The organism is Solibacillus sp. CAU 1738 (genome assembly GCF_039888725.1).
In the GTDB taxonomy this organism is placed as follows: Bacteria; Bacillota; Bacilli; order Bacillales_A; family Planococcaceae; genus Metasolibacillus.
Map to the genome: position 1 here is coordinate 125,558 of NZ_JBDQQN010000005.1, position 20,068 is coordinate 145,625.

General features: G+C 34.4%; 17 protein-coding genes and 1 pseudogene. 12 read left to right on the forward strand and 6 right to left on the reverse strand.

The features are described 5' to 3' along the window. Positions 1 to 211: 211 nt before the first annotated feature. Entirely contained in the window at positions 212 to 1,315 is a 1,104-nt protein-coding gene (locus AAFN87_RS15090) for a DUF4362 domain-containing protein (RefSeq protein WP_347791894.1), read from the forward strand. A 194-nt stretch (positions 1,316 to 1,509) separates the two neighbouring features. On the opposite strand, the gene AAFN87_RS15095 is transcribed toward AAFN87_RS15090, so the two are convergent. After that, positions 1,510 to 3,357 carry a serine hydrolase domain-containing protein gene (locus AAFN87_RS15095; RefSeq protein ID WP_347791895.1) on the reverse strand — a complete coding sequence of 616 codons (1,848 nt, stop codon included), beginning with the start codon at positions 3,355 to 3,357 and terminating at the stop codon, positions 1,510 to 1,512. Between the two features lie 729 nt (positions 3,358 to 4,086). On the opposite strand from AAFN87_RS15095, the gene AAFN87_RS15100 reads away from it, so the two are divergent. From AAFN87_RS15100 to AAFN87_RS15115, 4 genes are all read left to right on the forward strand, one after another. Next, positions 4,087 to 4,773 (forward strand): M15 family metallopeptidase, encoded by a 687-nt coding sequence (locus AAFN87_RS15100; protein ID WP_347791896.1) that lies wholly within the window; start codon positions 4,087 to 4,089, stop codon positions 4,771 to 4,773. Positions 4,774 to 4,918: 145 nt separating this feature from the next. Then, positions 4,919 to 5,797, forward strand: a complete 879-nt coding sequence (locus AAFN87_RS15105; protein WP_347791897.1) for a M15 family metallopeptidase — start codon at positions 4,919 to 4,921, stop codon at positions 5,795 to 5,797. Between the two features lie 203 nt (positions 5,798 to 6,000). Then, positions 6,001 to 6,342 carry a hypothetical protein gene (locus AAFN87_RS15110; RefSeq protein WP_347791898.1) on the forward strand — a complete coding sequence of 114 codons (342 nt, stop codon included), beginning with the start codon at positions 6,001 to 6,003 and terminating at the stop codon, positions 6,340 to 6,342. Between the two features lie 432 nt (positions 6,343 to 6,774). Next, positions 6,775 to 7,311: a hypothetical protein gene (locus tag AAFN87_RS15115; RefSeq protein WP_347791899.1), complete on the forward strand. Its 537-nt coding sequence runs from the start codon at positions 6,775 to 6,777 to the stop codon at positions 7,309 to 7,311. A 442-nt stretch (positions 7,312 to 7,753) separates the two neighbouring features. Here AAFN87_RS15115 and AAFN87_RS15120 read toward each other — a convergent pair whose 3' ends face one another. After that, entirely contained in the window at positions 7,754 to 9,022 is a 1,269-nt protein-coding gene (locus AAFN87_RS15120; RefSeq protein ID WP_347791900.1) for an FtsW/RodA/SpoVE family cell cycle protein, read from the reverse strand. Beyond that, positions 9,013 to 9,357, reverse strand: coding sequence for a PadR family transcriptional regulator (locus AAFN87_RS15125; protein WP_347791901.1), 345 nt, complete (start codon positions 9,355 to 9,357; stop codon positions 9,013 to 9,015). Before AAFN87_RS15125 ends, AAFN87_RS15120 begins: the two co-directional genes overlap by 10 nt. Before the next feature lie 331 nt (positions 9,358 to 9,688). On the opposite strand from AAFN87_RS15125, the gene AAFN87_RS15130 reads away from it, so the two are divergent. From AAFN87_RS15130 to AAFN87_RS15150, 5 genes and pseudogenes are all read left to right on the forward strand, one after another. Then, complete coding sequence (locus AAFN87_RS15130; RefSeq protein ID WP_347791902.1) at positions 9,689 to 9,937, forward strand: hypothetical protein; 249 nt, start codon at positions 9,689 to 9,691, stop codon at positions 9,935 to 9,937. Positions 9,938 to 10,189: 252 nt separating this feature from the next. After that, positions 10,190 to 10,681, forward strand: coding sequence for a GNAT family N-acetyltransferase (locus tag AAFN87_RS15135; protein WP_347791903.1), 492 nt, complete (start codon positions 10,190 to 10,192; stop codon positions 10,679 to 10,681). A 337-nt stretch (positions 10,682 to 11,018) separates the two neighbouring features. Further along, positions 11,019 to 11,389, forward strand: a pseudogene (locus tag AAFN87_RS15140) (VOC family protein). A gap of 411 nt (positions 11,390 to 11,800) precedes the next feature. Continuing rightward, complete coding sequence (locus AAFN87_RS15145) at positions 11,801 to 12,577, forward strand: SDR family oxidoreductase (protein WP_347791904.1); 777 nt, start codon at positions 11,801 to 11,803, stop codon at positions 12,575 to 12,577. A gap of 536 nt (positions 12,578 to 13,113) precedes the next feature. Then, on the forward strand, positions 13,114 to 14,187 hold the full coding sequence (locus AAFN87_RS15150; RefSeq protein ID WP_347791905.1) for a phosphotransferase enzyme family protein: 1,074 nt from the start codon (positions 13,114 to 13,116) through the stop codon (positions 14,185 to 14,187). Between the two features lie 425 nt (positions 14,188 to 14,612). Here the strand turns inward: AAFN87_RS15150 and AAFN87_RS15155 are convergent, their stop codons facing one another. Beyond that, on the reverse strand, positions 14,613 to 15,032 hold the full coding sequence (locus tag AAFN87_RS15155) for a hypothetical protein (RefSeq protein WP_347791906.1): 420 nt from the start codon (positions 15,030 to 15,032) through the stop codon (positions 14,613 to 14,615). A 385-nt stretch (positions 15,033 to 15,417) separates the two neighbouring features. Between AAFN87_RS15155 and fosM the strand changes: the two genes are divergently transcribed. Further along, the gene (gene fosM, locus AAFN87_RS15160) at positions 15,418 to 15,852 is read left to right on the forward strand and encodes a FosM family fosfomycin resistance protein (RefSeq protein ID WP_481886487.1); all 435 of its coding nucleotides are present in this window, start codon (positions 15,418 to 15,420) and stop codon (positions 15,850 to 15,852) included. Between the two features lie 184 nt (positions 15,853 to 16,036). Here the strand turns inward: fosM and AAFN87_RS15165 are convergent, their stop codons facing one another. Both AAFN87_RS15165 and AAFN87_RS15170 read right to left on the reverse strand, forming a co-directional pair. After that, complete coding sequence (locus AAFN87_RS15165; protein WP_347791908.1) at positions 16,037 to 17,272, reverse strand: IS110 family RNA-guided transposase; 1,236 nt, start codon at positions 17,270 to 17,272, stop codon at positions 16,037 to 16,039. A 745-nt stretch (positions 17,273 to 18,017) separates the two neighbouring features. Then, the gene (locus AAFN87_RS15170; protein ID WP_347791909.1) at positions 18,018 to 19,403 is read right to left on the reverse strand and encodes a UDP-N-acetylmuramoyl-tripeptide--D-alanyl-D-alanine ligase; all 1,386 of its coding nucleotides are present in this window, start codon (positions 19,401 to 19,403) and stop codon (positions 18,018 to 18,020) included. Positions 19,404 to 19,734: 331 nt separating this feature from the next. Here AAFN87_RS15170 and AAFN87_RS20070 point away from each other — a divergent pair, with 331 nt between their 5' ends. Continuing rightward, a complete protein-coding gene (locus tag AAFN87_RS20070; protein WP_481886483.1) occupies positions 19,735 to 20,022 on the forward strand; it encodes a TIGR04104 family putative zinc finger protein in 288 nt (95 codons plus the stop codon). Positions 20,023 to 20,068 lie beyond the last annotated feature (46 nt).

Genomic DNA, 20,068 nt, shown 5'->3' on the forward strand with positions numbered 1-20,068 from the left:
ACAATTGAAAAAATTTGAACTAATGAAGCAATACGACAATAGAATTGATGAACTCTTTTTAGAATAATATATTTTTCACAAACGGTCAGGATAATTATTGAACTAATTGTTACATATTTTTCCTATAACCGTCTATTTTATAAAGGATATTTATTCGTAGGATAACACTTGCTTTCTTTATATTCATGATCAGAATGGGGGTACGAATCTAATGAAAAAAACACCATACATTATTTTCCTTTTGTTTTTCGGTGTTATTCTATCTGCTTGTAATAGCCAAAACGAAATAAATAGTCTTAGTACAAGCGGAGAACCTCAGTCAACGGTTGAAGATAACTCTGAAATTAAGGTAAAGGGCTTGAAAAACGTCGATGTCCTGAATTCACATGGAAGTATTGAAGGATTGGAAAGAATGATTCGTTTTTATGACAACTTACAAAATGGTGTTCCTTCTGATTTGCGAATTGTGCACTATACAATTGAAGGGGATCCAATCATATCAGATTTAAGTTATGTAGGAGAATTTCTTGAAGTGAAATATGACACCACTCGTGACAAATTTGGGAGTGGTGCAATTACAAAAGTTAAGTGTGGCAATCTGATTGAGGAAGTTAATCCTACCAATACTACATATATAGCGGTCAACTGTGCCGATGAGAATTACGGAATGCAAGAAATATTGAACATTAACTACAACATGAGCCAGCAAGATTTTTTTGAGTTCGAATTAAAATATGGATTAAAGCAGGAGAACGAAATTAATACACTTACAAACAAGGTGAAAATAAAAAAGAATATAACACCGGATGTAAAGCAAGAGGTGTATAAAAGACTAGTTTTTGCAAATTACCTAGCTGAAAAAGATTTAACTACTACTTGTGATACTGAAGGTACTACGAATTATTATCTAAAAGTACACATTAATAATGGTCAACGTGAATTTCAATGGAATGCTTGTGATAAAAGTACGGATGGCGTGAAGTTTACTAATATTGCAAACTACATTATCGAACAATCCACTAAGAAGCAAAATGTACAACCAGAAGTCATCGTTCAAGGCTATGTGTTAAAAATTAATAACAACGAAATGTTGATCGGCGAAGACCTTACGATGCTGGATTACGAGTGGATGAAAGATGAATTACAGCATATGAATTTTGAGAACTATAGTTATAACTTTACCATCTTAGAAGGTGTTGATACAAAAGTATTCAACCTAGGTGATAAAATCCTAGCAACTATAAAAGGAAGCATAGTTGGTTCCAAACCGGGTAGAGCAAAAGTGAAGGAAATTAAGAAAATAGAAAAATATTAATTAATTATTTATTATGGAGTCTAGTTCTAATACTTAAACAGTCTTCAGGTCAACTAAAAAGGGAATATAACGACCGATAATTCATAAAGTTCGAAAATTCATTTTTTGTAAAGAGGGAAGCAAGTAACGCGTGCTTCCCTGGAACTCCTAAACTTGAAGCGAAAACTACAAAAGTAAGAAATGATAGGGCTAGTTCAATAATAAAGCTCCCATCCAAAAATTAAGACGACAAGTAATAGCGCAGAAACACAAGAAATTGTATATCGAATTTTTTGGCCACGTGTTGTCGTCTTTTTCCTCCACTCGATTAATAGCGCCACTAGACAAATTGCTACCATGACGATATACGCATAATTTATCCAAAAATGAATACGTACGGAAGTGTATGAAGTGTAATTAAATGTTCTGTAAGCTAAAATAATTACATTTATAACCGGGACAATATTCGCTAAAAGCAGTAGTGTTTCCCATTTTTTCGAAACTTTAAATCGAATTGCTTTTTTTCTATTCTTTACTGCTTGAATCAATCTGATTAGTAAAGTGATGAAGGTATATAGGACACTGAAAGCCACTGCCAAAATACTGAACAGATTAAAGATTTTCGTACTTTGAGAGAGTGGTATCATATCACTTGTCGGCATTGAGATTTTTTCCACTTGACCATTGTTCAACGTCACATGAAGATTAACATTATAATCATTTGTAGATTTATAAAGATACGGAGCAATTTGTTCAAACGTCATCCCAAAAGCATTAAATCTGTTCGGTTCTGTCGTTTCAATATCACCAATAATTAGTGCACCGTACAGCTTGGTGAAACCTTTATAAGCTTGCCTAGCCATATAGTAACTTCCTTCAAGCACCTGTACATTAGGCATTGCTTGATTGCCATTTGCTGCAGAATATTCGCCGTACACGAGTGTTGGTAAGCCATAACTCAGCCCTGCTTCACCCATCTGATTGGTCATGACAATTACACCCAACTGTTCTTCTTTAGAAAAGGTGAAATTACTAGAAAAACTATCCGTATTTCCTGCATGTTCCAATACATCTACTGCATAAAGGCCTTCCCAAAAACCGTGCGCATTTCGTGGGAAGCCATCGTCATAGAAATCACTAGTCGTCAGCATTTCATCTAATGTACGATTGTTTTGAAATAATGGGCTATTCTCGCCATCTGCTGGCATAAGCGCCATCATAAATTTAGCTGCATCCGTTATCGTACCAATTGTACTGCCAGCTGGATACAAACCGATATAAATCCGTTCATTTTTTGACATACTTAATTCACCGTCGCTACTAACACTATATCCATAAACTGCATCTCTTTTTTTTGCTACATTTAAGTTATCTCCCTGTATAGGATGAATCGTTGTGTCCTTCATATCCAAAATAGAAAATATATGTTCATTTACATATTCATAAAATGGCTGTGCTGTGAGCTGCTCTACAATAAAGCCGGCGAGAGTTACACCATAGTTTGAATAGGCAACTACACTTCCTGGCTCATGCACTTGATAAGGCTCAGTAATGTGAAGCATATCTTCTAAAGTCTTTACTTCATATGTTGACTTATAAAATAAATCTGTAAATTTCTCCTCCCACCCAGCATTATGGTGCATAAGATTCAACATTGTGATAGGGTCATCATATTGCAGTTTTGTCAAAAACCCGTCCGGCAAATACGCGCGAATATCTTCATCTAACTCCAACTTTCCCTGTTCTACAAGCTGCATTACACTGGTCCACACAAGAAGCTTCGTAACAGAACCCCACTCAAAAACAGTATTTGGTGTGACTTTTACCTGATTTTCAACATCTGCATAGCCATAGGACGTATTCAAGAAAATTTCTCCGTCCTTTACAATTAACACATTCGCTCCAGCTGTAGACGTCCCAATGTATTTAGAAGCATATTCATCCACACGATCCTTTAGTTCAGTATAAGGAATCCCTGAAGGTGTCAACCTGCTCTCTTTTGCTGAAGCAACTGTTACAGAACAAAGCACCAGTACAAATACCATTAAAATTATTTTCCTCATTATTCCTCTCCTTCTTTAACACTGATACACCACAAATGTTTAAATTACCCATTTTTAATATATATGCTTATATTCTAATTAAGAATAGAGAAATTAACTAGTAGGCTAGATACCAGATAACAAGGATCTAGCACTATCAACCTATTAATAAATAAAAAATAGTCAACCATATTTCTCTGGCTGACCTTATAATACGAACGGTAGAATAGTTAAAGAACATTTAGGGTACGTTACTTTAAAGAGGAGTAATTAGTTTGTATATGTTTTTATTTTCGTGCATTATTTCCATGTTATTAGGAAATAATGTTTGGTAAATTCCCTTCTGCTGTCGAGAAAATTTCTATCAAAAATCAAGTCATCCTTCTCATTAACCTTGTTATAAATTATCTCCCTAACTTCATTAAATCTTAAGAAATCCCCTAAGTTTTTATTAATAACTTTTCATTATAATTAGTATTATCTTGATGAAAGAAAGATACGAAAAAATTAAAATTTGATAACAAAAATAAGCAGGTATGCAAGCACCTGTTAGCTATACTTTTTTGAATAGTTAAAATGTAAGTTTCCTTTTGGTACCTCGTGTAAACCAGGACAACATAAAAAAAGTGAGGGAGTCAAAAGGCAACTATCTCCTATAGGAAATCCAACAGGTACCCCAGTTGTCCGGATCAACAGGAAATTTCTATGGGAAAGAAATCTTACTACTAATATACGAGGAGTTATATAAGAATGATAAAAAAAATATTCACAATTGCATTACTCATGATGATATTAATTGTTTCTGGCTGTTTCGGAAATGAACAAAACAAACAACAAATACAAGAGGGAGTACTCACTGTCGATGATCCTGAAAGTATTACCGTTCTTGTCAACAAACAATATGCTTTTCCGGAAGGCTATGAACCGAAAGATCTCGTTTATCCAAATGTTCCGTTTTTATTTAATGAAAAAATAGAAAAAAGAATGATGAGAGAAGAAGCAGCGAAGTACCTCGAAAAAATGTTCCATGCGGCGAAGGAGCAAAATATTCATCTAGCAGGTGTTTCAGCCTATCGTTCTGCTCAAACTCAAACAGTCCTATTTAATAATTATGTTGAAAGAGATGGAATCGAAAAAGCAAAAACATATAGTGCTGTTCCTGGAACAAGCGAACATCAATCAGGATTAGCAATTGACGTTAGTGGATCCGATGGTTCTTGTGCAGTAGATGACTGTTTCGCGAATACAGTAGAGGCAGCGTGGCTTGAAGAGAACGCCCATAAATATGGATATATAATTCGCTTTCCAAAGGATAAAGAAAATATTACCGGTTACCAATATGAACCATGGCATATTCGTTATGTTGGTGTAAATTTAGCCACTGAGTTATACAATAAAGGGTTAACATTAGAAGAATATTATGAGAAGCACTTGTGAGCAGTGAGTGAAAATATCAATGAGTATCTTGAAAAAGTAAAATTCCTCCAATATGTGTGGGAGAATTTAATTTAGTGGGCCCCTATTAGAGAATGGGGGCTCTTTTTAATCTTATATATAAAGAAGAATAAGGGAGAAGTTAAGAATGAAAAAGTGGGTCTTTTTATTAATTTTTGCAATATGTTTGGGTGTAACAGCCTTAAAGATAGTACCGTTCTTTCAAGGTGAAAAAGTTGTAATAGATGAGAATGGAATAGTGGATGGTCAGTTGTCTTCTGGAAATATAAAAAAAGTAGAAATTCCAGTAGAACAAATTTATCAAGGAAATTTACTTTTGGTCAACAGTAATCATCCAGTTCACGATGAAGGTATAAAATCAGATATCATCAATTTAATAGATGCTCGCCAAGGATTGATAAAAGGATACGGATTGTATAATGGCGTGACATATTTATCAGAAGATATAGAAAGTAAATTTTCTGATATGGTTCTTGATGCAGAAAAAGATGGAGTTTCTAGTTTTTTAATTACAAGTGGTTTTCGAACATTAGACGAGCAAACTAAACTTTATCAAGAAATGGGTCCCAATCGTGCCTTGCCAGCAGGTTACAGCGAACACAATTTAGGTTTATCACTTGATGTGGGAAGTACCCAAGGGATGATGGAAGTAGCACCTGAGGGAAAGTGGATTGCAGAGAACGCTTGGCAATACGGATTTACTCTACGTTATCCAGCGGATAAAACGAACATAACGGGAATTATGAATGAACCATGGCATATCCGTTATGTCGGTTTACCGCATAGTGCGATTATGAAAGAAAAGAATTTTGTTTTAGAGGAGTATTTAGTGTATCTAAAAGAACAAAAATATATTTCTGCTACTGTAAATGGTCAAAAATATGAGGTCTTTTATTATCCTGTTACTGAAAATATCACTATTAATGTGCCAGCCAATCTTCGCTATGAGGTATCGGGTAATAATGTGGATGGTGTGATTGTGACAGTATTTCCTGATAACGTGTAGAAATTCAAGGAAGATGAGGGTGCAGAATAAACTGAACGAAATTGATGGGCGGTATGATGGTACAGGCACTATTTGCTTTGGATGTGTATGCTTTAATATAGATTATTTAGGACAGTTGTTGACGGATAAGATTAATCTCAGTTGGAGAAAATATTTGTGAACTTAAAAACATGTTCAAATTTCAATGATTGGGAGGACAAAATATGTCATCTGAAATGGGAGATATACATCGTACTGGTCGAGACATTAACGACGCAATAGTACATTTTGGTGGGCAAGCTGAGAGTGTTTTTAGCTCTTTGGCTGAACCAGGTCGACTTTCAATACAAAAGAAAGCAGACGAATTAGCTGCACAGTATCTTGAAAGTAATCCTAATCCAGACTATTATGATTGCGTTGAAATTGTCGCAAAGGGAGTTTTTACAGCAGTGAAGGAAATAAAGACTAGCAGTGGTTCTTGGGGAGACTCAGTAGATGCAGCACTTGAAGCTGGTGTTGGAATTCCAGCAGCAAAAATAGCGTGTAAAAGAATAACGATGTCTTAATTTTAATTTTTCGATAAAGAGTAGGCGTAAAAAGCTTATGCTTTTTGATATTTATTGATTTTTTTATCCTCTCCTCAAACAAATGCGGGCATATCAATGTGACGTAAAGCATAAATTTTCTGTTTGTAATATTTATGCTTTATTTTACTTTTGGAAATTTTATGGTTGGATAATGAAGAGAGATTAAGTATCGCTTATAGCGGTGCTTTTTATTTTGGGGTTTAGATGTAACTTTATTAAAATGTTTGATTATTTATATATATTGAAAATTTTAATAAAGTTTGATTAAAAATGGTCTCACCACTATATATTTTTAGAGGTGAGATTTTTTTTGTTGGATAATTATTAAACTCTAATATTGTGAAGAAGGATTCTATAAAAAATGTACAATGGAATATTATGTTAAAATGTAATTGGAGAGGGGAGATCCGTATGAAAAGAATAAGGGGAAAAAAGTACTTAAAACTTACATTGTTAATTTTATTATTATTTGCTCTATCAGCTTGCACACCAAACCCTAAATTCGAGTTGTACAAGGGAAATCCTTTAAGCATAGCAGTTATTGGAGAATCTCCAGAAGTTAATGAGGAACAAGTAAAATTTACAAAAGTTCTATTTGATGAAATGACAAATGAAAATCTGAAGTTTTATGATGCTGTCTTTATTTCAGAAGATAATCTTTTTGAAGCTGCTGAAAGTAAATATGCTAATATTTACTTAAATTCATCCATTCCACTTTTCTTTATGGGTACTGAAAGTTTTATTCCTTTTACTGTGGAAAATATGGAATACGGCAATGATTGGAATTGGAGACCCGGTAGTAGCTATGCTGTTGGCATTGTTATATCACCAGTAGATGATAGTATGAGTAGTTGGGGGTTTGGTTTATATAATGATGAAAAAACTGATGAAAACATAAAAAATATATATTCGAGGATTTTTGAAATAATTGAAGGGCTGAATCATTAAATATTCTTTAGTAATCAATCGTCTTTTGAACTACCAGGTGATTTACTTGAAGAAAAAAGAGCTACATATGCTGCTCTTTTTTCTTATTAAGCTAACGTAGGCTGTTTAGTTTAATAATCGTATTTAGCTTTGTTCAACAATCGGGCCATTTAATTGAATAACACTTCTAAATTAAAAATAGGATTTTATGTTAATCTTGATGTGAGTTTGTGAAACAATGCACTTAAGCTAACGAAGCAGGAATGTGTAATAAAAAAGTTGTCATTCTTTAATGCATAGTAGACTTATACTGAGTCAACAATGAATGGCATAGTCATCTGTTATTTTTTGATATTTTGAAGTTCTTACACTTAAACTAATTTACGTATCCTAAAATGAAAAAAATAATTCCCCTTTTATATGATTACGAAGAGGGGAATTAAGGGAATATCACTATAATAGTTTAGGTATTATTTTTTACGTCCAACCAGAGTATATCAGCTGCTTTTCGTCTTCTGAATATGCTTAAAATCAGACCTAATGCAATCATCTCCAACAATATATGTGAGCCTCCAAAGCTCATGAATGGCATGGCTACACCAGGTAAAGGTGATAAGCCCAGGTTTGTCAGGATGCTTAGTATAAATTGGCTTGCAAAGGTTACTGCCAACCCTATAACCAGCATTTTACCATAAATGAAATTAACGCTTTTCGCAGCACTCAATATTCTCCAAATAAAAAACACAACCAATACGAAAGCAATAATCGCGGCTAACCAGCCAAATGAATAGATGATGTACGTGAATATGAAATCTGTATGTACTTCAGAAATTAAATTTGGGGTTAGATTAAGACTATTTCCAATAAAATCAGCTGCGCCTAATTTTTTAATATCCTTGGTATCGATCGATGTATAATTTTGAGATAGAACCAACAGGTTGAAGATTGGCCATATAGAGGCAGCTGCTGCGAATGTTATTGCTTGTTTAAGACTGGCTCTAGAACCAAACATAATGGCTGTGCAGCCAATAATACAAATGATAGAAGTTGCTATGGCACTTGTTGTTAATAACAATAAGATAGGGAATGCCAGAATACCTACTCCAAGCCAAGATTTTCGAGAATCATTCCAATTCCAAGAATGAAAGATTCCAGCAAAGGACATAACCAGGAGAAAAGGAGTAATCTCGGTAAAATTAATATTAGCAAAACCTAAGATTAAAAAAGGAACACCATCTACTCTAATACCAAAAAGAACAGTTATTAATAGAATTAGGACCGTTCCCGCATATAGGTGTTTGGAGAACTTTAATAACTTTCTATAATCAAACGTAGACAAGCTTAGCATCAGCAGAATTCCTAACAAGTAAAAGATAAGACTTTTATTAAATACTTTCATATCCTGAATCTCTGTAAAAGTAGAATGAAATTGTAAATAATACATTACTAGTAATCCAAACAGTGAAACTATCATTACTGGAAGTATGGTTTTGATATCCATTGGGGCTTTATGTGTCTCGTTAAGCTGCTTTCCAAGCAACTTTACATCTCCCATACGAGCCAATGCTTGATCGATTGCCTCTTCTTTTGAGAGTCCAGCAAGCAAGGCTTCCTCTTTAAGTGTCTGAAGATGATCACTTATTTCAAGTTTTATACTAGCGTGTACATCTTTATTTCTTATTTGTTTACACAATTCTTTAATATATACTTCAAAATCGTTTTCTAATCCCATACGATTTTCTCTCCTTTCAACACTTCGTCCACTGCAGTCTTAAAGATTGACCATTCTTCTTTTTTTTCCTTTATAAATTCCTTACCTTTATCGTTGATATTATAATATTTTCTCTTTCTCTTCCCGTGGCCTTCTTCCCAATAAGAAATAATCAGTCCTTTATCTTCAAGGGTGTGCAGGATGGGATAAATCGTTCCTTCTTTAAGACTAAAAATTCCCTTAGACTTCATTTCCAACTCTTTAATAATTTCATAGCCATACATTGGTTTTGAATTAAGTAGGCTTAAAATAAGAGTAGTGGTACTACCTTTTAGCAACTCCTTACTAATCTTCATAACAGTCTCCCTCCAATACATACTATTTCTATGCATAGTAATCATAGGTGTATGTTATATTATATATTTATGTGTGTCAATTCTTTTGATACAGCTTTTTGATTCTAACAAGGTAATTTAGTAGACTCTACTCTAATCACAAGGAAATTAACCGCTTTATCAAAAATCATTCTCCCAGATCGGTAAACACCACTTGTATCATATTTATATTTAAGTATCTTAAGTACTAAAGAGAATATGATGAAATTGATATTAAATTTATTTGTATTATTAAATAAGTACTGTTTTACGAACGGGGGCTTTAGTTGCCTAACTACAACGGAGGGATAGAATGCGTTTATTCGATGAAGATAATGAAAAATCGTTAAATAATATCTCCTTATTCCTAACAATTGATGAAGCAAAAGAATTGTTGGACTCTTTAGGAGGTCTTTTAAAAAACTTTAAAAACGATGCGGACCATACGCATATAAACGATGAAAATTATAAACGTGAGATTACCGTATGTTTATACAACGAAACAAATCTAAATGGATGGAATGAGACTGCTAAAAAGTTGATTTTGGAGGATCTTGAATAATCTCCTTATTAAGCTAAAGGAGAGCTTTAGTTCAATAACGATCTTCAGCAATCGGGCGCGATTCTGTAACAAGGATCAGCGTTTGTTTTCATTAAAGAGCCATTTTGCGGAACAAGGGTTAGAAATCACAGGGGAAAAAGAGTTAACATGGGTGAATATTTATATGCCTCGTTTTGATAATTGTGGAAATTATAGTTATAATGTTTTAGACTAGGTGTGGAAGTAGCTTGTCTTAGGAGAGGAAATAAAAAGATGATTGAATTACGAAAAATAGACGGGGATAACATAGAGGAAGTAATAGCACTTGAGGTTGAAGAAAACCAGGAAGACTTAATAGAAACTACTAACCTCAGAAGCTTTGCAGATGCTCATATATTGAACGCAGACGGGATACCAGCGACTCCACTAGCCATTTATGATGATGGCACTATGGTTGGATTTTTGATGTATATTTATGATACGACGGATCATGAATCATTTCAAAATGAAGTTTATTACGGGAAGAAGACCTATTTCATTTGGCATTTTATGATTGATAAGAGTTATCAGGGAAAAGGATATGGCAAGCTTGCCTTTGAAAAAATGTTGGCGGATATTGAAACTATGCCAAATGGGGAAGCACAATATGTAGACCTCTTTTATCATAAAAGTAATGTCATAGCTAAAGAATTATACGCTTCATTTGGTTTTGTAGAAACAGGCATCATTCAGGAAAATTCGGTGCATGCGAAATTAGAAATCTAGATGGGAAAATAACAGAAGACATTGTAGAATAGGATCTCTCAGAAAGAAATGTAAGCTATCACGGCTTGACCTATAAAACACAAATATCCAAAAGAAACACTGATTTTGTTAGCTCTATTCTAGCAAAAATATAATATTTATACCGCAATCGGGCGCTTTTCCGTAATAAGGAAAGCGTCTTTCTTCATGGAAAGGACCATATTGTTGAATAACTTATAGAAGTTTGTGAAGAAATGTACTTAAACCAAAGTGGCATTTTAATTCAATAATCAGAAGGAAAGAGCTATATAGAAAGGGAACTATTTGATATACCAGATTAAATAAAGGAGAGAAGGCTATGAGTAAATCATTTATTGAACAAGTACATTAATTAGAATTCCTGTAAAAGATTTAGAACTGTCTGCACAATGGTATAGAGATGTATTAGGGCTCCAGTTATTAAACATTACTGAGGAACTTGCGATTATAAAAGTAAATGAAGGACCCTTCTTACTTATCTTAGTTCATACCAAAGATGACACATTTGCACATTTTACAATTGATAATGAACAAGAATTTAGTATTGGCTTTACAAGTCCAGAATTATCTAAATTTCATCAACACTTAATTGATAATCAAGTTAAGGTCGAGGATATAAAAGAAGATAATGGTCATGCCTTTTTCCACTTTTACGACCCAAATGGTAATAAGCTTCAAGTACACTGGTAAGATAATATTAAATAAATTACCTTGCTTTACTTTAATAATGATCTTTCACAATCGGGCCATTTAATGGAGGAAGGCTTATAGAGCAAACGGGAAGTTATTTACAAGATAGTTCTTTTTGAACAATTTACTAGAATTGGTAATTGCGATACCATATAAGAGTGGAGATGTACGGAAGGAGCATGGATCTTAATGGGAGATATCCTTTAATAGCTAAGTAATTGAATGGATTTGTTGATTCCCTTTTTATTGAAGGGTCAATTTTTCATTTTTATTTAAACCATTATAGGATCGCTGGGTTCATGTGCTATAAACACACCGAGCGAATACCTATTTTAGGTATTCGTTTTTTTGTTTGGTGAGCATACATCTCCAATAGCACTATGTTTAGCGTGTCCGTGAGGAGATGCTTATATGAAACGATTAATGAATAAGATAGCGATTGTTACTGGCGCAAGTCGAGTAATGGGCATAGGTACTGCAATATGTCGAGAATTAGCCAGAGAAGGCGCAGACATTTTTTTCACTCATTGGTCAAATTATGATCGTCAGATGAAATATTTTATTGATGATGATTCCGTTTGGTCGCAACATCTTATGGAGGAGATCCGCAGCTTTGGAGTACGATGCGAATCAATGGAATTGGATCTTTCGCAACCAGACGCACCGAGGAAACTGCTTGAGGAAGTTAATGAGAGACTAGGCTCTCCATCAATTCTTGTAAATAATGCAACATATTCCGTTGACGTAGATTTTCGTTCTATAAATGCAAATATCCTCGATTCTCATTATGGCGTTAATATTAGAGGAACGTGTCTTTTAACTGTTGAGTTTGCTCGTCAAATTGAAGGAAAACATGGTGGTCGAATTATTAACATGGTGTCAGGTCAAGACAAATCACCTGAGCCTGGCAATTTGGCTTATGTTGCAACAAAAGGTGCTGTTTCTACTTTTACTAAATCAGTCGCTCTTGAATTAGCACCACTTAAAATCACGGTTAATGCCGTAGATCCTGGACCAACTGACAGTGGATGGATGAACAGTGAGTTGAAGGAATCCTTATTACCGAAATTCCCAATGGGTCGAATCGGTGAACCTAGAGATGCTGCAAAGTTAATCGTCTTTTTAGCAAGTGAAGAATCTGAATGGATTACGGGACAAATTATCCATTCAGATGGGGGCTTCTGGTGATTTAACGTATTAGTGTTCGCCAACTTTTATTTGTTCTTCAACGGATGTCTAATGTTCAATAAGTATGAACTCTTTTCAACGGCCTGAATAATTCCAGAATATTGCGCCTTTCTTTAGTAATAAGGCGTCCTTTTGTATATCTGCATTTTTTAATCGTTCCTATATTTTAACTACAGGGGCTTTAGTTGATAAACGATATTCCACAAAAGGGCGCGATTACAAGGATCAGCGCTCGGTTTCATTAAAGGGCCAGATCGTTAAACAACACATTTTGTGAAAAATGGGTATTTATGTTAATGTTAAGAGGGATTGTCGAGAAATGTACTTAAAGTAAAGTACAGATTGTACAATAAGCAATTATTTATCGAACAATTATTTCAATTGAATAAAGGGGTATGTTGGAATTTATAGATTACTTTTAACCATCTTATAAAATTGTGTAATCAGAAGTTAATTCTTATGCACGAAGATTGCAGATCATTCAAATCATTACTAACAGAGGTTATAACTACTATAGTAGCTAAGGGAGAAGATTTATGACACATAATGAAGTTGCTGAAATATACGAAGCTTATTTAAGTCCACTAGTATCAGAGTTGTATGAGTTGGAAGGCTATGAAACAAGTCTAATTAATGCTCATGCCGGAGGGCGGAATGTTGTTTATAACTGTGAGAAAGAGGGCGCTAGTGCAAAAATACTCAGAATCGCCTATTTAAATGACAGGAGTCGAGAGGATCTGTTAGGCGAAGTTGAATATATCCAATATTTATTCGAGCATGGTGGTAATGTTTCGAATGTGATCAGCTCCCGGAAGGGAAATCTAATGGAAGAGATCACTCATAATAATCACACCTTTTTTGTCTGCCTGTTCGAAAAGGCTAGGGGAAAAAGGCTGGTGGAAAATCATTATCAATATCGCGAAGGAGTTCCTATTACGGAATACTATTATAACTGCGGTAAAGTTCTGGGTAAGCTGCACCAATTGTCGAAAGGCTATGCTCCTATCCATCGTCGGTATAGTTTTTTTGATAAATTCAATGCCGATTATATCGATAAACTGATACCCGACTCCTTATCTCTGCTTAAGGAGAAGATGGTAGAGCTCCTTAAAACTTTAGAACGATTGGACAAGAACACTGAGTCTTTCGGGATGGTACATTTTGATTATACTGATGGTAATTATATGATTAACTTTGATACCGGACAAATCACTATATTTGATTTCGATAATTCATGTTTCTGTTGGTATATGTATGACTTGGCAAATCTCTGGACACTCGGAATGGGTTGGATACAATTTGAGCAAGACGCCGGTAAACGAAAAAAATTTATGGATGATTATTTCAGAACAGTACTCGAGGGATACACATCCGAGACAAAAATCGAAGATTCGATGTTGGATAAATTGTCTTTATTCATCCAAATAACCCTCATAGAAAATATTGTAGATGCATTCGAGGTAATGCGGAACAACGGTGAAGAGACGAAGTGCGATGAGAGGTTGGCATATTGCATAAAATGCCTTGAAGATGATATCCCGTATTTGGGGTTTTTCCATGAAGTTTTCTCAAGTGAAGAACCATTTGAGTATGAGGCACGAATTATATGATTTAGTCACAATTTAATCACTATGTGTAGATGATAGCCTACAGTTTTTCATTGTGCCTCGTTCAGAACATGATGTCCGTTGGATAGGAAATGTTCACCAATTGGCGAAGGTGACGACTGTGTATCGTCATCTTCAAGTTTCTATTCTTGTTTGGCTAGCTAGGGTATTAAACATTCGGGCGCTCTAGTTTAATAAGCAACAGTAGAAGAATGTTAAGAAAAAAAGGGCTCGATTCCACTAAATGGGAATCGAGCCTTTATATTTAAACCCACCAGCACCAATGTGTTGCCACATACACTCGACACATTGGGAGGCTGTCGAGTGTTTGGAGTTAGTGTTAGTAAATAAAAAATAGTTGTGTTGAAAATCCTTATGTGAATCTAAGCCTCTCTGCTTTTTTAATTTAAACTTTTAAATGGCTAGTTTTATTTATTCAATTCCTTATATAAAACATATTTTAAAGCAGAAATTTCATTTTCAGACAGTTTACCTTCAATTTCGGATAATACTTCATCCTTACTAATTGAGCCGTTTTGCGCTTGTTCCTGAATATCAAGTAAACGATTAACGCCCACTTTTTTTATTAACACACGTGTCGCTTCTTCCTTAGTTTGGAAGGGAAGAGTATCTGGATTTGTAGATGCTGCCTCGCTTACAATTTCTTGAACCTTCGAATCGTTCTCGATATAGGATTTTACTTCTTCTAGATTTTCATCATTTAAAGTAGATTCCACTTTTTCTATTATTTTTTCGGAAGCGATATTTGTCCCCAAATGCCACACAGCATAGCCAGCTGCTCCGAGTAAAACAAGAATTATTGCGGTAATTGTTAAAAACTTTTTCATCAACTCACTCCTGACACTTAGAATATAGCACAACTTCTCAAAAACCACGAAGAAAAGATGTTTTATATAATTGGATTAATTACAATTATTTGTGAACCCAGAACAGAAAAGTTTTCACCCTTATATATAGATAGCAATTATCTATTGTAGGTACGTCCATATTACAATCTGGGTACTTGTTCCATAATCGGGCGCAATTCTTGAAGATGAATTGTGCCTTTTTCAGCAATAGGGCCATTTAATTGAATAACACTTCTAAATTAAAAATGGGGTTTATGTTAATCTTGATGTGAGTTTGTGAAACAATGTACTTAAGCTAACGAAACAGTTTAGTGTAATAAGAGCTTGGGTTTTATGGTAATATGTGAATAATACAGGATTATTTATGGGGGATTTTGTGGTAATTAAAGGGCTTAATCATTTGTTATTTTCAGTTTCTAATTTAAATGATTCGATACAATTTTATCAAAATGTTTTTGATGCGAAGTTATTAGTTAAAGGAAGAAGCACTGCTTATCTTGATTTAAATGGTATATGGCTTGCTCTTAATGAAGAAAAAGATATACCTCGTAATGAAATTAGCCAATCATACACACATATAGCTTTTTCAATAGACGAAACAGAAATCGATAAGATGTATCAGAAATTAGTGAGTTTAAATGTAAAAATTCTTTCTGGGCGACCAAGAGATGAAAGAGATAAAAAGTCTATCAATTTTATAGACCCAGATGGTCATAAGTTTGAATTTCATTCAGGGACTTTACAAGATAGACTAGACTATTATAAAGAGGAAAAACTGCATATGGAGTTTTATGATTAGAAAACTAATTAACATATGCCTTAAATAGTTTGTGAATAAATGTACTTTAATTAAACCAGCTAATAGAAAGTCAAGAAAAACATTTTTAATCAAAAAACACTTCATGTTATACTAAAAATGCGCAACACAAATAACCCTCCTCATTCAATGTGGAAGGTTTTTGTTCTATATGAAAATGCTGCTACTAGATGGTTTCTTGGAACGGCGTTTTCGTTTTTAAAATCGCATAAATCCAGTGTAAAAGCTTATTAGCACAAGCTATAATGGCTACTTTATACGGCTTACCTTCCTCACGTTTTAAATCGTAGAAGGCTCGTAATCGTTTGTTTCGTGCAATAGTTTCTTCGGTTGTTTTCTTTTTACGGCTATCTCGAATCGAACAGCGAACTGCTGTATAAAGCATATGCCGAAGTCTAGCTGAGCCTCGTTTGGTAATGTGATTGTTCGTGCCTTTAAAGCGTCCGGATTCAAATACACTGGGATCTAGTCCCGCAAAAGCTACTAACTTTTTGGGATGATTAAACCGGTCAATTTCTCCAATTTCTGAAAGTATCGTGGCAGCGATTTTTTCACCAACACCTGGAAGTGACTGGATTAATTCATATTCTTCGAGTTGTGCCGCCAATTGATCAATCTCACGCTCTAACGTAGAAAGTTGTTGGCGGTACGCTTGAAGTAAATCAATATACATATTCAGACTAACGAGAAGGCTTTGATAAAGCGTTGTCTGAAATGGGTTGCGTTCTGCAGCTGCGATTAATACCTCAGCTCTTTCATGCGCCCAATTAAATGAAAGTGCTTTACAATGCTTATCAATAAATTGTGCAATCTCTTCTACACCTGCGTCTAGTGCTGATTCAGATGTAGGGTAGGACTGTAAAGTCATTAAAGAAATCTCGGCGTACAAATCACCAAAAACTCCTTTATACTCAGGGAAAACTTGATCTAATACAGCTTGAAATTGTAGCTTTGTTTGAACCATAATTCCCGTCATATTTTCGTGTTGCCTTGTCAGATGCCGAAGGTTTAAAAGCTGAATACCACGCTTTTTCTGAGGCTCTAAATCCTCTTTGTAATACAATTCACCTAAGTGATAGGCATCAATTGCATCTGTTTTAGTCTTTCGTAAATTAGAGCTTTTTGCTCGATAAGATATTAGAGGATTTACGATTATGACAATGTACTCTCTTGCCTCTAAAAACTGTACTACTGGGGCATGATAGTGACCTGTCGCTTCTAAAACAATAGGTGGTTTCATACCTGTTTGACGCTCTAAATCTAGTAAATAAGAGTGTAACTCTTCTAATCCCTCCACTGTATGATCAACTTTCACACTGTTTTTATAGGGCATTTTTTTATCCAAGAACATTTGAACCTGACTTTCACCTTTTGCGATATCCAGGCCAACAACTGGATTCATAAATTATCTCCTCCTTAGGTAGTGGATTGACCGGTAACCTCTATCTAGCTTGTTATTCATATCTTCGCTTGTTATACGAGATCGTAATGTCCCAACCAGCCTAATCATGTGTTAACAAGTAGAGGGCGAACAGTTTAGTTGTCGGGTTCAAGTCCCACGGGTGCTTCCGTTCTACCCCGGCTACTATCAATCTATAAATTGAATAAAAAATAGTCAACCAGATTTCTCTGGTTGACCTTATAATACGAACGGGTGCTTTAGTACAATAACGATCTTCAACAAACGGGCGCTTTACTTCAATATGCTTCACTATTTTCCATCAATCTCTAAATCTATTATAGAAACGAAGCAAGATATAAAATAAAAAGACTGCATCCTATTGGATGCAGTCTTATTTTTTTCTAAGCAGTTTATCCCCAAGAGGGATTCCAAATACAACAACCACAACCGTTAGAACTAACAGGGCTTGGAAAATAAAATACGCAACTTGATCGAACATCGTATCTCTCCTTCTTTTCTTAATAATTCTTACCTTATATTCGGTAATTATCCAACTCCTATTGAAGAGTCAAACTAAACTAATAAAGCACAAAGTCATTTGTACTTTATTAGTTTAGTTTATTTCATTACAACGTATGTATGCAGTCGTCACTTTTTATATCTTGTGATGTTCAACAATCGGACGCGATTGTGGAATAAGCATCTCTCTTTTCTTATTTAATTTACGGGGTGCTTTATTTGAAGATCATTGAGTTACATCGAGTAATGCATTAACAACATCTTCTAAAGCCATACCTCTCGAACCTTTGACCAAAATAGCGTCGTTTGGTTTCACAAAACCCTTAACTTTATCAATTAAGGATTTCTTATCTACATATGATATTACTCTTTCCATTCCAAACACTTTTTGTGCTTCTATTGAAATGAACTTAGCTAGTTCGCCATAAGTAAACAAGAAATCAATATTATGCTGAACAATTAACTTGCCTATTTCTTTATGATAATCAATTTCATTTTCACCAAGTTCCAACATATCGCTAAGTATTAAAATTTTTCTGTTATATCCTGAAAGTTCGTGGAAAGTTTCGATAGCTGCTTGAACAGAGTTAGGACTAGCATTCCAAGCATCATTAATAATTGTATACCCATGGTCTGATTTTATTTGTTGCATTCTCATACCTGATAATGCAAGTTCTTCTAGTCCAATTATGATTTCTTCATCTGTTATTTCAAGCTCTTTTGCTACTGATATAGCGGCTAAAGCATTATTAATATTGTGTTTACCAATCAAATTAAGTGAATAAGTGGGTGACTCCTTAGAATTAATTTTAAACTGAATTTTTTCCGAATTAACTTGAACGTTCGTTTGATAAATATCGTTTTTTTCTGAAATACCAAATGAGGTGTATCTTAATTTTTTGTCTCCGTTCTTATTTACTTTCTTCAAGAGAGGTTCATCACCATAAAAAATAAGCAATCCATTATCTTTTATTCCAGCTATAATTTCTAGTTTGGCATTAGCTATCTCTTCCCTAGAACCGAGTGTAGCAATGTGGGATGACCCGATCATCGTGATAATTGCAATGTCAGGTTGAGCTATCATAGACAATGTTTCAATTTCTCCTCTGTTGCTCATCCCCATCTCCAAAACTGCTACTTCATCATCTTCTGATACCGCCAAAAGAGTTAGAGGTAACCCATATTCGCTATTTAGATTTCCTTTTGTTTTGTGAACCTTAAACCGTGTGCTTAATATAGAATAAATCATATCTTTAGTAGTTGTTTTTCCATTACTCCCTGTAACACCAATTACTTTTGCAGAAAGTTGTTTTCGATAATTTGTAGCCAATTTCTGTAATGCGAGCAGTGTATTGTCAACAAAGATAAGAGGAATGTCTTTTGGGGGATTTGGATAGTCTTTCTCCCATAAGCTTGCAGCCGCTCCATTATCAATTGCATCTTTCACGTAATTGTGACCATCTTTGATACGAACAATTGGGATAAATAAGTTTCCCTCATTTACAGCTCTGGAGTCAATAGATACACCGTCTATTTGAATTTTTTCAAAGCTAGATTTTAAACCACTCCCCGAAACCATTTTTTGAATTTCATTTAATTTTCTTTTTATCAAAGGTAATCCCCCAATACGTTTTTATAAGACGCTATTTACCATTATTTATACAATAATACCCTTATTAAGAATAGGTAGCTATCAATAATCATATTCTCAAGATATTCTCTTTCGAATAAGTCATAAAGGTTCTCCAAGCATTAATACAAAGTGCGTTTGTTACCAACAATGCTTTTGACAGTAACAATTCCATTCCCCCTAAAATAGTAATATAAAAGGGATTATTGCCAACTTAATAGAATTCTAGACATAAGGAGTGTTTTTACTAATGCAGCAGGTTAATAAATCAACGCCTTAGAAGATTTAGAAATTATAATGGAGGTGATTAGCTTTGCAAAAATGCGAGAAATGCAATGCACATTTTAGTTGGAGTGAAATCTATAAATCCTTTTGGCTGAATTATAAACCGATTAAATGTAACGAATGCGATACAACACATAAGATAACAGTACCAAGTAGATTAATTTTTGTCTCTTTAACTATTCTTCCAATGCTCATTTTCGGTTATTTCCTGTCCCCTTTTAGCAATGTTGTTGTGACACTTGGCATAGCTATTTTTATTTGCATAATTGGTTCTTTGTTGGCACCTTTTCTTGTTACATATAAGAAGTCTTTGTAAACTAATGTCCTTAAGCAATCGGGGCAGGTTAGCATAATTAAGCAGG

What these genes read in the sequence shown, in the direction of transcription:
- AAFN87_RS15090 (WP_347791894.1), top strand. Translation starts at nt 212, where the DNA reads ATGAAAAAAACACCATACATTATTTTCCTTTTGTTTTTCGGTGTTATT.
- AAFN87_RS15095 (WP_347791895.1), bottom strand. Translation starts at nt 3,357, where the DNA reads ATGAGGAAAATAATTTTAATGGTATTTGTACTGGTGCTTTGTTCTGTA.
- AAFN87_RS15100 (WP_347791896.1), top strand. Translation starts at nt 4,087, where the DNA reads ATGATAAAAAAAATATTCACAATTGCATTACTCATGATGATATTAATT.
- AAFN87_RS15105 (WP_347791897.1), top strand. Translation starts at nt 4,919, where the DNA reads ATGAAAAAGTGGGTCTTTTTATTAATTTTTGCAATATGTTTGGGTGTA.
- AAFN87_RS15110 (WP_347791898.1), top strand. Translation starts at nt 6,001, where the DNA reads ATGTCATCTGAAATGGGAGATATACATCGTACTGGTCGAGACATTAAC.
- AAFN87_RS15115 (WP_347791899.1), top strand. Translation starts at nt 6,775, where the DNA reads ATGAAAAGAATAAGGGGAAAAAAGTACTTAAAACTTACATTGTTAATT.
- AAFN87_RS15120 (WP_347791900.1), bottom strand. Translation starts at nt 9,022, where the DNA reads ATGGGATTAGAAAACGATTTTGAAGTATATATTAAAGAATTGTGTAAA.
- AAFN87_RS15125 (WP_347791901.1), bottom strand. Translation starts at nt 9,357, where the DNA reads ATGAAGATTAGTAAGGAGTTGCTAAAAGGTAGTACCACTACTCTTATT.
- AAFN87_RS15130 (WP_347791902.1), top strand. Translation starts at nt 9,689, where the DNA reads ATGCGTTTATTCGATGAAGATAATGAAAAATCGTTAAATAATATCTCC.
- AAFN87_RS15135 (WP_347791903.1), top strand. Translation starts at nt 10,190, where the DNA reads ATGATTGAATTACGAAAAATAGACGGGGATAACATAGAGGAAGTAATA.
- AAFN87_RS15145 (WP_347791904.1), top strand. Translation starts at nt 11,801, where the DNA reads ATGAAACGATTAATGAATAAGATAGCGATTGTTACTGGCGCAAGTCGA.
- AAFN87_RS15150 (WP_347791905.1), top strand. Translation starts at nt 13,114, where the DNA reads ATGACACATAATGAAGTTGCTGAAATATACGAAGCTTATTTAAGTCCA.
- AAFN87_RS15155 (WP_347791906.1), bottom strand. Translation starts at nt 15,032, where the DNA reads ATGAAAAAGTTTTTAACAATTACCGCAATAATTCTTGTTTTACTCGGA.
- fosM (WP_481886487.1), top strand. Translation starts at nt 15,418, where the DNA reads ATGGGGGATTTTGTGGTAATTAAAGGGCTTAATCATTTGTTATTTTCA.
- AAFN87_RS15165 (WP_347791908.1), bottom strand. Translation starts at nt 17,272, where the DNA reads ATGAATCCAGTTGTTGGCCTGGATATCGCAAAAGGTGAAAGTCAGGTT.